This is a genomic window from Superficieibacter sp. BNK-5 (assembly GCF_047456055.1).
Lineage (GTDB): Bacteria > Pseudomonadota > Gammaproteobacteria > Enterobacterales > Enterobacteriaceae > Superficieibacter.
Window position 1 is genome coordinate 3,265,796 of sequence record NZ_CP179893.1, and the last position, 13,712, is coordinate 3,279,507.

Consider the following 13,712-nt stretch of genomic DNA (forward strand, 5'->3'; position numbering starts at 1 on the left):
AGCGGCAGATGCGCGTCGGTGAGTACGACATTAAAGCCCCGCTGATGCTGGGGGGGCAGGAGAGCGAGGCCGAAGTGCTCGGTGCAACAGTGTGGCTATGGATGCACTCGCCGATGCACCGGGATGCGCCGCTGCATGCGCTGCCGACGCTGCTGCTGCCGATCATCAAACGCGGCCAGTACGTGCTGGTCACGCAGCATGCACGGCCAGTTTTCTTTCTTAGCTGGGCCTGGCTTAATCCTGAATCAGAAGCCCGCTTTCTCACCCGCGCATCGATTCATATGCGGGAAGAAGACTGGGACAGCGGCGACCGGATGTGGTTCTGCGACTGGATCGCGCCGTTTGGTCATACCCGTGACATGTATCGTCTGCTGCAAAAAGAGGTCTTCCTCGATGGCTGCGCACGATCGCTGTGGCACCGGGGCCACGAGCGCGGTAAACGCGTGATGAATTTTCATGGCACGCGGGTCAGCCGTGAAGCCGCACGACAATGGCGACGCGAGCACCCGCTGGCGGTAGATCTGCCGGAAGCTTAACAAGGAAATACCCATGAACAAGAACCTGTATCGTATCGTCTTCAACAAAGCGCGCGGTATGTTAATGGTGGTGGCGGAGATCGCCCGCTCAGGCCGGGCATCGTCAGCGCGATCTTCCGGCGTCGGACATACGCACAGCCGCCTTATCGGTAAAGTGGGGGCGTTAAGCTTCAGTCTGTGGCTGGCGACGGGCGTGATACAGCCCGTCCACGCTAACGTGGTGGCCGACGGCAGCGCACCGGCAAATCAGCAGCCCACCATCATCAACAGCGCCAACGGTACGCCGCAGGTCAATATTCAGACGCCGTCCGCCGCAGGCGTCTCGCATAATAAATACGGCCAGTTCGACGTTAATCAGCAGGGCGTGATTCTTAATAACTCGCATAAAAACGTCCAGACGCAGCTGGGCGGCATGGTGGCGGGCAACCCGTGGCTGGGCAAAGGCGAAGCCAGGGTCATTCTTAACGAAGTAAACTCCCGCGACCCGAGCCGCCTCAATGGTTACGTGGAAGTGGCCGGGAAAAAAGCGCAGGTGGTGATTGCCAACCCGGCAGGCATTACCTGTGACGGCTGCGGCTTTATCAACGCCAACCGCGGCACGCTGACCACCGGGCAACCGCAGATGAACAACGGCCAGCTGACCGGCTATAGCGTTGAGCGCGGCGAAATCCGCATTGACGGCAAGGGGCTGGACAGCTCCCGCGCCGATTACACCGACATTATTGCCCGCTCGGTTAAGGTCAACGCCGGAGTGTGGGCGAACGAGCTGAATGTAACTACCGGGCGTAACCAGGTGGATGCGGAACATCAGCAGATCAGTAAAACCAGCGACGACCCGGCGACCCGCCCGCAGATGGCGCTGGATGTCGCCAGCCTCGGCGGCATGTACGCCGGTAAAATTCGTATGGTCGGCACTGAAAGCGGCGTCGGCGTGCGCAACGCCGGGAATATCGGCGCGCAGGCGGGCAGCGTCACGATAACCGCCGACGGGCGCATTGAGAACAGCGGTAATATCAGCGCCAGCGGTGACACACAAATTGCCGCGACGGGCGGTATCGATAACCACGGCGCGGTGTATGCGGGCAACGACGCCAGCGTGCAGAGCGGCGGCGAGCTGAACAACCGAGGCTCGGTGGTGGCGCGCAATAATACCCGCGTCCAGGCGGCCAGCCTGAGCGGATCACAACAGGGCGTACTGGCGGCCGGGGTGCAGGACGACGGCAAACTGGCTGCGCAGGGCGATCTGGACCTCAGCACCCGCGGGCAACTGAGCGCACACGGGCAGACGCTGGCCGGTGGCAATCTCAGCGCACGCGGGCTGGGCGTCGATCTCAGCGGCAGCCAGACGCAGGCGGATAACATCACGCTTGACGCCGGAGACGGCGATCTGAACACTTCCGGCGCACTGGTCAGCTCCCGCCAGCTGACCGCCCGCAGCGGCAAATTACTGAACAACGAGGGCGGCACGATCAACGCTGATGCCCTGTCCGTGCAGGCCACAGCCCTGTCCAACCAGAAAGGCAGCCTCGTGCAGACCGGCAGCGGCGATCTGTCGCTGGATCTGCCGGGGGAACTGGATAACCGCGAGGGGCAGATTGCCGCCAACGGTAACGTGGCCCTGCGCGCGCAGTCGCTGAATAACCGCCAGGGACAGGTAATTGCCGCGCAGAGCGGCAGCCTGAACACAGAAATTCGTGACGGGCTGGACAACACCGGCGGCTCGCTGGCGGCCAGCGACGACGTTCATGTGAACGCGGGCGCCCTGAACAACGACGACGGGCTGATTTCTGCGTCGGCGGGCAAGTCTGACCTCACCAGCCGCGGCGCGGCCAGCAACCGTAAGGGACGTCTGGAAAGCGCAGGCGCGCTGACGCTGAATGCCGCCAGCCTCGATAATACATCAGGAGAAATTGTCGCCAGCGGCGCTACCCTCCAGCTTAATGGCGGTGCGCTGACGAATACCTCCGGCACGCTGTTCTCGCAGGGCGATCTGCGCCTCGACAGCGGCGCGCTGGACAATACCGCGGGCCTGATCCAGGCTGCAGGCAACAGCTGGCTGGACACCCACGGCGCGGCGCTGACCAACCGCAACAGCGGCACCACCGGCGGCATCAGCAGCGGCGGCACGCTGAACCTCGTGGCGGGCGATATTGATAATCAGCAGGGCGTCATTGTCAGCGGCGGCGCGCTAGATCTGCGCGGCGATAAGGTGGATAACAGCCATGGCCAGCTGGGATCGGAGCAGGCGCTGACCGCGCACGCGGACACCCTCCTCAACGTGGACGGCTCGCTGAAATCCGGCGGTGATATGGTTCTTGATACCGCCACCGCCCTGAATAACACTGACGGGGTGATTGGCGCGGGTAAGGCGCTGGATCTTGATGCCGCCACTCTGGCTAACCAGAACGGGGTTCTGGTCAGCGGCAATGGAGCAGATATTCAGGTGCAGTCGCTGGACAACCGCGCAGGCCAGATTTCCGCACAGCAGGCGCTGACGCTGGGCGGCGAGACGATTAATAATGACGACGGCGGGCTGATCCAGAGCGGCGCCGCGCTCAGCCTGACTGCCGGCACCCTCAGCAACCGTGACAGCGGCGATAAGGGCGGCATCACCAGCCTCGGGGCCATGGCCCTCACCGCCGACAGCGTGGCGAACAACGACGGCGTCCTGCTCTCGGCAAAAGCGATCACGCTTAACAGCGGTACGCTGGATAACACCGCTGGCGAACTGGTTGCCACGGACGCGCTGAATCTGGCGCTCGACGGCACGCTCACCAACACCACCGGCCTGATGCAGGGCGGCAGCGTAACGCTGGACACCGCCGGGCACGCCTTTACCAACAATGACGGCACGCTGAACAGCCTCGGCGCGCTGACCCTCAGCAGCGGGGCGCTCAATAACCAGAACGGCACCCTGGCGGCAAAAGGCGCGTTCGATGCCAGCACCGCCAGCCTCGATAACCGCAGCGGCGGGCGCATCATCGGTGAGCAGGACACCACCCTGACCAGCGGCAGCCTGCAAAATAGCGGCGGGCAAATCCAGTCGGTGGGCGATCTGCTGCTCGACACGGCGAAAGGGGCGATTGATAACGTCTCGGGACTTATCCGCAGCGGTGCGGACCTGACAGTCATCGCCGCAAGCTTTGCCAACCAGAACACCCAGGGCAGCAATCAGGGCGTGGAGGCGAACACGGCGACCTTCACCACCGGCACGCTCAATAACCAGCGCGGCACTATTCTGGCGAATGACAAACTGGCCATCAGCAACAATGGCCTGCTGGACAACACCGGCGGCGCGCTGGCCTCCTCCGGCACGCTCACGCTTAACGGTGCAGCGCTGGATCTGGTGAACACCGGCGGCGTGGCAAAAGCCGGCGAACTGCTGGATATCACCGCGCAGCGCGTCAGCGGCGACGGCGATCTGCTCTCGCTGGGCGACATGATCCTGCGCAGCAACAGCGCGCTGGACAACAGCGGCTCGATTATTGCCAATGACAGCCTGCAACTGACCACGCCGGGCAGCATCAGCAACAGCGGCAAACTGCTGGCCGGGAAAAAACTGGACCTGCACGGCGGCAGCCTGGGCAACGCGGAAAGCGGCGAAATCAACGCCGGGGAAAACCGCCTCACCGTCAGCGGGACGCTGACCAACTACGGGCTTATCGACGGCGGCTATACGCGCATTGACGCGAATACCCTGAACAACGTTGGCACCGGGCGGATCTACGGCGACGCCATTGGCATTAATACCGTCACCTTCAACAACCTCGCCGCAGGCGGCAAAGCCGCGACGCTGGCCGGGCGCGAGCGGGTGGATATCGGCACCGGCACGCTGAATAATGTCGATCACGCCCTGGTCTACAGCGGCGGCGATATGGCGATCGGCGGCCAGCTTGATGACAAGGGCAACGTGGCGGGTCGCGCCGGGGTTATCAATAACCACAGCTCGACTATTGAGTCGGCCAATAACATGTGGATCGCCGCCGGGCAGATCAACAACATTAACGATCATTTCTCCACCGAACTGGTGACAGTGTCTCAGGAGCAGATCCGGGAATACCAGCACAGTGGTTCACCGACCCGCTGGGACGCCACCACCGAAGGCGTATTCGTCGACGGCAACTCCGCCGACCGTCTGCGTAACCTCAATAGCCCGGATGACACGGGCGCGAATAACGATAACTTCAACCAGTATGACTACAACCGTACTGTTGAAGAGACGCGCATCAAGGAAACCGATCCGGCGAAGATCATTGCCGGTGGCGATATGACCATTGTGGCCGATGAACTGTTTAACGATAAGAGCCAGGTTATCGCCGGGGGTACGCTGTTCACCGATGGCATTAAATTGACCCGTAACGAGGCGGTGGACGGGGAACGGCACACGACTGATGTCGGTACGGTCACCCACTATTACCGTATCCGTCACAAAGGTTCAGACGAGCAGGGACGCGATCGCACGGCTTACCAGCCGCCAACGGTGATCCAGACCATTTCGCTCAAGCCAGGCCAGATTATCAGCAAGGGTACGGTGGAAGGCAGCAACGTCACGATTGCGCCGTTGACCACTCAGGGCACCGACGTGGCAATTGCTAAATCCAGCTCGGTAACCGGCAAAGTGGACGCCAGCACCCACGCGCCGTGGCAGCAGACCGTTTCAGACGGCGAGCCGGTAACGCCGCCGCCGGGGCAGCAGTTTGCGGTGACGCCGGGTGAGGAGACCATTCGCATCGTTGGTCCGAACACGCAGTTGCCGGATAACAGCCTGTTTAAAATTAATCCTTCGGCCAGTGAATCGTATCTGGTGGAAACCGATCCGCGCTTCACCAATGAAAAAGAGTGGCTGGGTAGCGACTATATGCAGGACGCGCTCGGTCAGGATCAGGACAACAAACTCAAACGTCTGGGCGACGGCTACTATGAGCAGCGGCTGATCCGTGAACAGGTGGTCGATCTCACCGGGCAGCGCTATCTCGAAGGCTATACCAGCGATGAAGAGCAGTACAAAGCGCTGATGGATGCCGGGGTGGCTTTCGGTAAACAATACGCGCTGAAGCTCGGCGTGGCGCTGACGCCGCAGCAGATGTCCTTGCTGACGGGCGATATCGTCTGGCTGGTCAATACCCAGGTGAAAATGCCGGACGGCTCGATGCAGTCGGTGCTGATGCCGCAGGTGTATGCCAAAGTGAAACCGGGTGATATCAGCGGGTCCGGAGCATTAATCGCCGGCAACAACGTGGTGATGAAACTCGATGGCGACCTGTTTAACCGTGGCACTATCGCCGGACGTCGGGTGCTGCAACTGGATGCTGACAATATTACTAATCAGGCGGGCACGATCCAGGGGGCCAGCGCCAGCCTGACCGCCCGCACCGATGTGAATAATATCGGCGGCGTGTTGCAGGGCACGGACAGCCTGCTGGTCAATGCCGGGCGGGATATCAATGCCACCACCACCACCCGTAGCGCCGAAAGCGCCGTGGACCAGAATAGCTTCCAGCGTACCACCATTGACAGCGTATCCGGCATCTACGTCCAGGGTGATGACGGCAAACTGTCACTGAAAGCGGGCCGTGACGTCAATCTGACCGGGGCACAGGTAATTAACAGCGGTGAGAATGGACAGACGCAAATCGGTGCCGCGCGGGATATTAACCTCGGCACAGTCACGACCTCCGCTCGCGACAGTCTGGTGTGGGACAAAGACAACACCCTCAATCAGGGCCGTGTCGACCGCGTGGGTACGCAGATCAAAACCCGGAATGATACCGCGCTTGCCGCCGGACAAAATATTAACGTCGATGGCTCGTCGATCGCCTCCGAAAAAGCGCTGAACCTCAACGCCGGAAACGATGTGAACATTCGCGGCGTGCTGAACAGCACCGATCTGGATGAGCGCCATAAAGTCACCGGCAGCAGTGGCTGGCTGTCGAAGAAAACCACCACCACCCGTGATACGGTTGATCGCCAGACCGTGCAGGGCAGTGAACTGAGTGCCGACAGCGTAAAAGTGATCGCCGGGAATAATATCGGCGTGATCGGCAGCAGCATCGCGGGCACTGGCGACGTGGCGATGAAAGCGGGCAATGATTTAACCATCAGCAGCATGGCGGGGCGTAACGACGAGACCCACCTTAAGCAGGAGAAAAAATCCGGTTTGATGGGTTCTGGCGGCATCGGCTTTACTATCGGTTCACGCAAAGAGTCCACCGATCAGGCCAGTCAGGCGCAGAGCGGCGAAAGTTCGCTGGTGGGCAGCCTTCAGGGCGACACGGTACTGGTGGCGGGCAATAATTACCGCCAGACCGGCAGCACGGTCTCCTCGCCGAACGGCAACGTAGTGATTGAAGGGAAAAACGTCACCATCGAAGCGGCGCAGGACACCTATGCCTCGCAGTTTAAACATTCTGTTGAGCAGAAAGGCTTTACCCTTGCTGTCAACGTGCCGGTAATTCAGGCCCTGGAAGCGGCGGCTGCCTCGGTTAAACGCGTGGGTGAAAGCAACGACGATCGCATTAATATGCTGGCAGCGGCGAATGCCGGATGGGACAGCGCGCGGGCGGCGAATGCGATGATGGACAGCGCCCAGGGCGTGATGCAAAACGGCGCGCAGGGCGCGGCGCAGAACGTCAGCGTTTCCCTGACCTACGGGCAAAGCAAGCAGAGCAGCACTCAGGACACCACCAGTACCAGCGCGCTGGCCAGCAAGGTCAATGCCGGGAAAAATGCCGTCGTGGTGGCGCATGGCGGCGAACGTTCGGATATCAATATCATTGGTTCGGACGTCAGCGGCAAACAAGGCACGCTGTTGCAGGCGGATAACGACGTCAATATTCTTGCCGCACAGCAGGAGCGCCACGAGCGTTCGGATAATAAATCCAGCGGCTGGAATGCGGGCGTGGCGGTGAGCTACGGGCAGGGCGGCGCGTCCTTCGGCATTACCGCCGGGGCCAATAAAGGGAAAGGCTACGGTAACGGCGATGAGGTCTCCTGGCGCAACAGCCACGTCGGCGATATGGACAGCCAGACGCAAATCGTCAGCGGCGGTGACACCACCCTGCGCGGCGGTCAGGTACTCGGCAAAGGCGTGGATATCGTCGCTGATAACCTGAATATCGAAAGCCTTCAGGACACTATGAAGTACCAGGGCAAGCAAACCGATATGGGCGGCCAGGTGACGGTTGGCTACGGCTTCGCGGCCTCGGGTAACTTCAGCAAATCGAAAGTTGATGCCGACTACGCCTCGGTGGCGGAACAGTCGGGGATCTTCGCCGGGGACGACGGCTATCAGATTGATATTAACGATCTGACCAACCTGAAAGGCGGTCTGATCACGTCTAACGAGAGCGCCGAGCAGGCGGGTAAAAACCGCTTCAGCACCGGCACGCTGACCTGGAGCGATATTGATAACCATTCTGAATATGAAGGAACGGGCATCGGGCTGGGCGGCTCAATGAGCATGAACGCCGATCTGGGGCTGAGCGACAATGCCGCGCCGCAGAGCAGCAAAACGGTGACCGATAAGAATGGCAATACGCAACTGGCGACGGGCTATGGTTCATTGCAAAAAGACGTTTCATTCGGGATTGGCCATGACAGCGATAGTCAACAATCAGTGACCCGTAGCGGCATCAACACCTCTGCTATCACGATTACCGACGCCGACGCCCAGCAGCGCCTGACGGGAAAAACGGTAGATGAAACCCTGGCCGAGATTAAAACCGATATCACCACGGAAAATGCCGCTGCTAATGCCGGATATATCGAAAATAACTTCGATAAAGATAAAGTTTTTAAAGAGCTTAACCTTCAGGTCAAGGTAACCAAAGACTTTAAGCAGAATGCGAACAAGCAGATAAGTTCATATCTGGATGGTAAGCAGGCAGCGGCGCGGGATGTGCTTAAAAAAGCGATTGCGAGCGGGGATCGGGAAAAGCAGCAGGAGGCTGTGAACGACATTTATAAGCTACAGTATCAACGCCGCTTCCTGCAAACCCTGGTGGGCGTAGTGGCAGGTTCACCCGACACGGCAATTACGCAAGGAACACTCTCGCTTGCCGCCACGAAAATGCGCGAAGAGACTATTCAAAACTCGCTTATTTTTGAAGGCGTTAAAGACAGAACAACAGGGAAAGTTTATAGTAACGTTTCCGGTGACAGTACTGCACTTTATGACGGTGTAAAAGCGGGTGGTACCCGAATCGGCTTAGATATTATTTGTGGTAAAGATAATGGTCGTTGCGAAACGGTAGACAAGGCGGGACTCATTTTGAAACGCGATACCGAAGGGCATGTTATTTACAAAGGTAACGATGACTACAAAACGATGGATGAATTTTTGCAAAGTTCATTGGCAAAAGATTTATACGGTGCAACCGGCGGCTCTCAGGCGCTTGGTGGAATACTGAAACCGTTCGGTACTTATACGCCCGGCGGGTTCTGGGGAGATATTGGTGATAATATTGTTGAAAGCTTCGCAGGCGCTCACGATCTTATTGGTGGTCAGTTGCCTGGTTTCTACGATCAGGAAGGGAATACCGCCCGTGGCCGAAGCCCTCTGACAAATGCTGCTGCTGAAACCTGGACGATTGCCGCAATACCCATTGCTGCTCCTTTTGCGGCAAGTGAGCTGATTTCTCCAGAACTACTGGAATTTATTTTTAATGCGCAGCCTTAAGGGGGAAATAATGCGACTTAGTTTGATGTTTATTCCGTTCAGTGTATTTACATTAAGTGGCTGTGTCGTAGCGGATATGGATTCATCCAACTATGATTTTCCGCCATATATACAGACTTTCCAAAAACAGGGACAACTGGGGCATACTGACACGGTTCAACGTAAAAACGATCTCTATGCCTGCGGTTTAGATCGCAATACCGATCCTGACAGCAAATTATGGCGTAGAAATGTCGCTCTGGAAGGCGAGACGATGGAGCAGGAGGATCGCCGAATTGCCAGTCTTGAAGCTTGTATGAAAAACAAAGGTTATGTTCTGTTAGATCCGGGCAGATGTGGCCCGCTTAAAGCGCCAACCGGTATGTGCAATTAATGCCTTCTCAGCTTATAAAAAAATTGAGAGCACGTGTGTTAATCGTGCTCTTGCCACTGGGCTTGAATGGTTGCGTCGTGGGAGATATGGATTCATCAAATTATCGTTTTCCACCCTAAGTACAAACGTTTCAACAACGGGGACAAATGGGCCACACCGATCCTGTTCAGCGTAGAAACGATCTTCACGCTTGCGGCTTAGATCCGAAGATTAATCCTGATAGTGAACTATGGAGAAGAAACGTTTTAATCGGCGGTGAAACGATGGAACAACACGATAAGCGGATCGATCAGCTTGAAACCTGTATGGAAAATAAAGGTTATAAAATATTCGATCCCGGCAGTTGCGGCCCGCTTAAAAAGCCGACCGGTAAATGTAACTAGGCTGTGGATTTTGTAGTCTATACTTGTCTTTTCCTGACGAATGAATGGAGAAAACCATGCTGACTATCGAAAAAGACGATCCGCGCGAAGCCCCGGAATCCGGTGATAAAAAACCCACCCCTGAAAAGAAATAATCGAAACAGGTCGCTATGGCGGCCTTTTTTTTGCCCTGAATACGCGCAACGTCACAGAATCAATAACCCGAGCGCCACGGGAGCGCGAGGTGTGTCATAAATCTGTCACAATTAACGAACGATTAACCTCTGAGGGGCAAGGAATGAAAAAAACACTACTTGCAGCGACCATTATGGGTTCGCTGGTCATGACCTGCGGCGTGCAGGCGCAAACCACGCCGGACGGGTACAAGCTCCAGCAGGTGCTGATCATGAGTCGCCACAACCTGCGCGCCCCGCTTGCCAATAACGGCAGCGTGCTGGAACAGTCAACGCCGCAAAAATGGCCGGAGTGGGATGTGCCGGGCGGTCAGTTAACGACCAAGGGCGGCGTGCTTGAGGTGTATATGGGCCACTATATGCGCGAGTGGCTGGCACAGCAGGGGATGGTGACCTCCGGCGAATGCCCGACCTCCGATGCGGTCTATGCCTATGCAAACAGCCTGCAACGCACGGTGGCAACGGCACAATTCTTCATTACCGGCGCGTTTCCCGGCTGTGATGTTCCGGTCCATCATCAGGAAAAAATGGGCACCATGGACCCGACCTTTAACCCGGTGATCACCGATAATTCGGAAGCCTTCAGCAAAACCGCCACCACCGCGATGGATAAAGAGCGTCAGCAGATGAAGCTGGCGGAAAGCTATCAGTTGCTGGAGAAGATCGTCGATTATAAAGACTCGCCCTCCTGTAAAGAGAAGCAGACCTGCTCTCTGACGGAACCGAAAGACAGCTTCAGCGCGAAATATCAGGAAGAGCCGGGCGTCTCCGGACCGCTGAAAGTCGGCAACTCGCTGGTGGACGCCTTTACGCTGCAATACTACGAAGGTTTCCCGATGGATCAGGTGGCATGGGGCGAAATCAAAACTGATGAGCAGTGGCGCGTGCTCTCGCGTCTGAAAAACGGCTATCAGGACAGTCTGTTCACCTCGCCGGAAGTGGCCCGTAATGTCGCCGCGCCGCTGGTGAAATATATCGATAACGCGCTGGTCAAAGACGCGAATAAAACGCCGAAGATCACGCTGCTGGTCGGTCACGACTCTAATATCGGTTCGCTGTTAACCGCGCTGGATTTCAAACCTTACGAACTTCACGATCAGAACGAACGCACGCCGATTGGCGGGAAACTGGTGTTCCAGCGCTGGCATGATGAAAAAGGCAACCGTGATTTGATGAAGATTGAGTATGTGTATCAGAGCACGAAACAGATCAGAAATGCCGATAAGTTAACCCTGGAAGCGCCGCCACAGCGCGTTACCCTGGCACTCAACGGATGCCCGGTTGATGCAGAAGGCTTCTGCCCGATGGATAAATTTAGTGAAGTAATGAATGAGGCGGTGAAATAACGCTTTTGCTCCCCTGTGGATGCAGGGGAGCCTGTGTATTACACGTTCTTACGCTCAATCGTCTGTTCACCCCAGAACAGCGAATCTTTATCGGTTTTCTCAAAGGCGCGAATCAGCACTTCGTCGTTGCCTTCCTCCCAGATTTTCTCGACCAGCGTTTCGTCATAATCGGCCAGCTCAAAGATGGCTTCGGCGATCTCTGGCGACGTATTGCGCAAACTGGCCCATTCTCCAACGCGATGAGCTTTAGCTTCTTGAGTAGGCATACATATTCTCCTGTGAAAGATTAGCCGTTGAGTTTTACTACCAGTCCTGCAACGTACTCGCCCTGATAGCGAGCGATTGCCAGCTCCTCCTCGCTGGGCTGGCGGGAACCGTCGCCTCCTGCGATTGTGGTCGCGCCGTAAGGCGTGCCGCCGCGTACCTGCGAGATGTCAAAAAGTTCTGGGGCACCGTAGCCAATCGGCACGATGATCATCCCGTGATGAGCAAGCGTCGTCCATGTTGAGGTGATAGTTTGTTCCTGACCGCCGCCGGTGCCGGTTGAGCTGAACACGCTGGCGATTTTGCCGCGCAGGCTGCCGTTGGCCCATAAGCCGCCGGTCTGATCAAGAAAGGTGCGCATCTGTCCGGTCATATTGCCGAAGCGGGTTGGCGTACCAAAGATGATAGCGTCGTAGTCCGCCAGTTCCTGCGGGGTGGCGACAGGTGCGCTCTGCTGTTTACCGCCGGATTTTTCAAACAGTTCAGCGGGCATGGTTTCCGGGACCCGTTTGAGCACGACGTCGGTGCCGGAGACTTTCTTTACCCCTTCCACAACTGCGTTCGCCATCGTTTCGATGTGTCCATACATGGAATAATAGAGCACTAAAATTTTTGCCATTTCTTTCGCTCCTCGTTATAGCCGTTTTGTATTAAGCACTCCATTAACTCTATGTCGAGATGCTAAAAGTGCAAACTTACCGCCTTGTGGGTTGATTTTTGTACAGAAAAGGGACGATAAGCGTAAATAACAACAGGCGTAGCAAAATGAAACATTTTCCGCGGCCCTATTTTTTTAAAACATAATAAACGCTTATGTTTTCGAGCAAGAAAAACGGTCATTTTTAGCGCCGATCCTGTTGCAGAATATTAATATCCGCTGGCTAACAAACGTCATTCCACTATGCTTAATCTCACGCGGCGCAGTTAAAGATCCTTGTAGTTTGCCGTGAGGTGAAAGAATACTCTTTTACTAAATGCAGTATGATGTCTAATCAATAATGGAGGTCAGTAATGACAACCCATCGTGGTGGTTCCGGTAACTTCGCAGAAGACCGAAACAGAGCATCAGAAGCAGGCCGTAAAGGTGGTCAGCAGAGCGGCGGGAATTTTAAGAACGATCCCCAGCGCGCCTCTGAAGCTGGCAAAAAAGGGGGTAAAAGCAGTCATGGCGGCGGTCGTAGTAGCTAGCTGACTGTTTTTCAGAAGTGGTAGTAAGTGACTGAAGTATCAGTAAGTTGAAGTAAGTAACTGAAGTTGAAGTACTGAAGTAAGTAGTTGAAGTTAGTCACTGAAGTTGAAGTACTGAAGTAAGTAGTTCGAGTTAGTCACTGAAGTTGAAGTGCCGAAGTAAGTAGTTCGAGTTAGTCACTGAAGTTGAAGTGCCGAAGTAAGTAGTTCAAGTAAATCACTGAAGTTGAAGTACTGAAGTAAGTCGTTCAAGTAAGTAACTGAAGTCACTCCCCCAGCCGCCGGGTTTTCGCCCGGCGGCATTTTAATTTCTGCGCTCCAGAAAAGGGTAAGTCAGTTTGCAGGCGGCAGCGGACAGCTTAAATCGCCTTCTTCACACTGCAACATCGACCCCAGCCAGGCGTTACGTTCTTCCGTTTTTTCCGTCAGACACTGGTTATGGATCAGCGGTTGCACGCTGCCGCCTTCGGTGCCAGAGGCAATCAGCTCACAGTCGGCGTCGCGCAAGGCAATCCATTTTTGCTGCGCTTTCTTCAACAATTCTTTTTGCGGTGCCTGGGCGCGGCTCAGTGCGCTATTCCACGTCTCGTTCAGCTTTTTATCTGCCGCCTGATACTGTTGGGCGCTACATTGGTTCATCTCCAGCTGCGTCGAGGCGTTGTCGCAGTTGTCGGCAAAAGCGGGAATGCTGACCAGCAGGCTGGCCATCAGTAACGTCATTCGCTTCATTATGGACCTCAAATATCTGTGTCGTTTTGCCGGGTCGTAGCTT

The 13,712-nt window shown here is 56.4% G+C and carries 10 protein-coding genes; 7 read left to right on the plus strand and 3 right to left on the minus strand.

The window, feature by feature from the left end; genetic code table 11:
* Positions 1 to 8 precede the first annotated feature (8 nt).
* The 6 genes from ACMGGS_RS15590 (at position 9) to agp (ending at position 11,488) form a co-directional block, all read left to right on the plus strand.
* Positions 9 to 536, plus strand: coding sequence for a toxin-activating lysine-acyltransferase (locus ACMGGS_RS15590; RefSeq protein ID WP_414163375.1), 528 nt, complete (start codon positions 9 to 11; stop codon positions 534 to 536).
* Between the two features lie 13 nt (positions 537 to 549).
* The gene (locus tag ACMGGS_RS15595) at positions 550 to 9,213 is read left to right on the plus strand and encodes a hemagglutinin repeat-containing protein (protein WP_414163376.1); all 8,664 of its coding nucleotides are present in this window, start codon (positions 550 to 552) and stop codon (positions 9,211 to 9,213) included.
* Positions 9,214 to 9,223: 10 nt separating this feature from the next.
* Positions 9,224 to 9,586, plus strand: coding sequence for a hypothetical protein (locus ACMGGS_RS15600; protein ID WP_194205670.1), 363 nt, complete (start codon positions 9,224 to 9,226; stop codon positions 9,584 to 9,586).
* A 146-nt stretch (positions 9,587 to 9,732) separates the two neighbouring features.
* Positions 9,733 to 9,969: a hypothetical protein gene (locus ACMGGS_RS15605; protein WP_414163377.1), complete on the plus strand. Its 237-nt coding sequence runs from the start codon at positions 9,733 to 9,735 to the stop codon at positions 9,967 to 9,969.
* 44 nt (positions 9,970 to 10,013) lie between these two features.
* Complete coding sequence (locus ACMGGS_RS15610; protein ID WP_414163378.1) at positions 10,014 to 10,103, plus strand: hypothetical protein; 90 nt, start codon at positions 10,014 to 10,016, stop codon at positions 10,101 to 10,103.
* Between the two features lie 143 nt (positions 10,104 to 10,246).
* Positions 10,247 to 11,488 carry a bifunctional glucose-1-phosphatase/inositol phosphatase gene (gene agp / locus ACMGGS_RS15615; RefSeq protein ID WP_414163379.1) on the plus strand — a complete coding sequence of 414 codons (1,242 nt, stop codon included), beginning with the start codon at positions 10,247 to 10,249 and terminating at the stop codon, positions 11,486 to 11,488.
* A gap of 38 nt (positions 11,489 to 11,526) precedes the next feature.
* On the opposite strand, the gene ACMGGS_RS15620 is transcribed toward agp, so the two are convergent.
* Both ACMGGS_RS15620 and wrbA read right to left on the minus strand, forming a co-directional pair.
* A complete protein-coding gene (locus ACMGGS_RS15620; protein ID WP_176920730.1) occupies positions 11,527 to 11,754 on the minus strand; it encodes a YccJ family protein in 228 nt (75 codons plus the stop codon).
* 20 nt (positions 11,755 to 11,774) lie between these two features.
* Positions 11,775 to 12,371 carry an NAD(P)H:quinone oxidoreductase gene (wrbA, locus tag ACMGGS_RS15625; RefSeq protein ID WP_414163380.1) on the minus strand — a complete coding sequence of 199 codons (597 nt, stop codon included), beginning with the start codon at positions 12,369 to 12,371 and terminating at the stop codon, positions 11,775 to 11,777.
* A 392-nt stretch (positions 12,372 to 12,763) separates the two neighbouring features.
* On the opposite strand from wrbA, the gene ACMGGS_RS15630 reads away from it, so the two are divergent.
* Positions 12,764 to 12,940, plus strand: a complete 177-nt coding sequence (locus ACMGGS_RS15630; RefSeq protein WP_414163381.1) for a general stress protein — start codon at positions 12,764 to 12,766, stop codon at positions 12,938 to 12,940.
* 333 nt (positions 12,941 to 13,273) lie between these two features.
* On the opposite strand, the gene ACMGGS_RS15635 is transcribed toward ACMGGS_RS15630, so the two are convergent.
* Positions 13,274 to 13,669, minus strand: a complete 396-nt coding sequence (locus ACMGGS_RS15635; protein WP_414163382.1) for a lysozyme inhibitor LprI family protein — start codon at positions 13,667 to 13,669, stop codon at positions 13,274 to 13,276.
* Positions 13,670 to 13,712: the final 43 nt, after the last annotated feature.

Coding starts and splice junctions, on each gene's coding strand:
- ACMGGS_RS15590 (WP_414163375.1), top strand. CDS start 9: ATGCGCGTCGGTGAGTACGACATTAAAGCCCCGCTGATGCTGGGGGGG.
- ACMGGS_RS15595 (WP_414163376.1), top strand. CDS start 550: ATGAACAAGAACCTGTATCGTATCGTCTTCAACAAAGCGCGCGGTATG.
- ACMGGS_RS15600 (WP_194205670.1), top strand. CDS start 9,224: ATGCGACTTAGTTTGATGTTTATTCCGTTCAGTGTATTTACATTAAGT.
- ACMGGS_RS15605 (WP_414163377.1), top strand. CDS start 9,733: ATGGGCCACACCGATCCTGTTCAGCGTAGAAACGATCTTCACGCTTGC.
- ACMGGS_RS15610 (WP_414163378.1), top strand. CDS start 10,014: ATGGAGAAAACCATGCTGACTATCGAAAAAGACGATCCGCGCGAAGCC.
- agp (WP_414163379.1), top strand. CDS start 10,247: ATGAAAAAAACACTACTTGCAGCGACCATTATGGGTTCGCTGGTCATG.
- ACMGGS_RS15620 (WP_176920730.1), bottom strand. CDS start 11,754: ATGCCTACTCAAGAAGCTAAAGCTCATCGCGTTGGAGAATGGGCCAGT.
- wrbA (WP_414163380.1), bottom strand. CDS start 12,371: ATGGCAAAAATTTTAGTGCTCTATTATTCCATGTATGGACACATCGAA.
- ACMGGS_RS15630 (WP_414163381.1), top strand. CDS start 12,764: ATGACAACCCATCGTGGTGGTTCCGGTAACTTCGCAGAAGACCGAAAC.
- ACMGGS_RS15635 (WP_414163382.1), bottom strand. CDS start 13,669: ATGAAGCGAATGACGTTACTGATGGCCAGCCTGCTGGTCAGCATTCCC.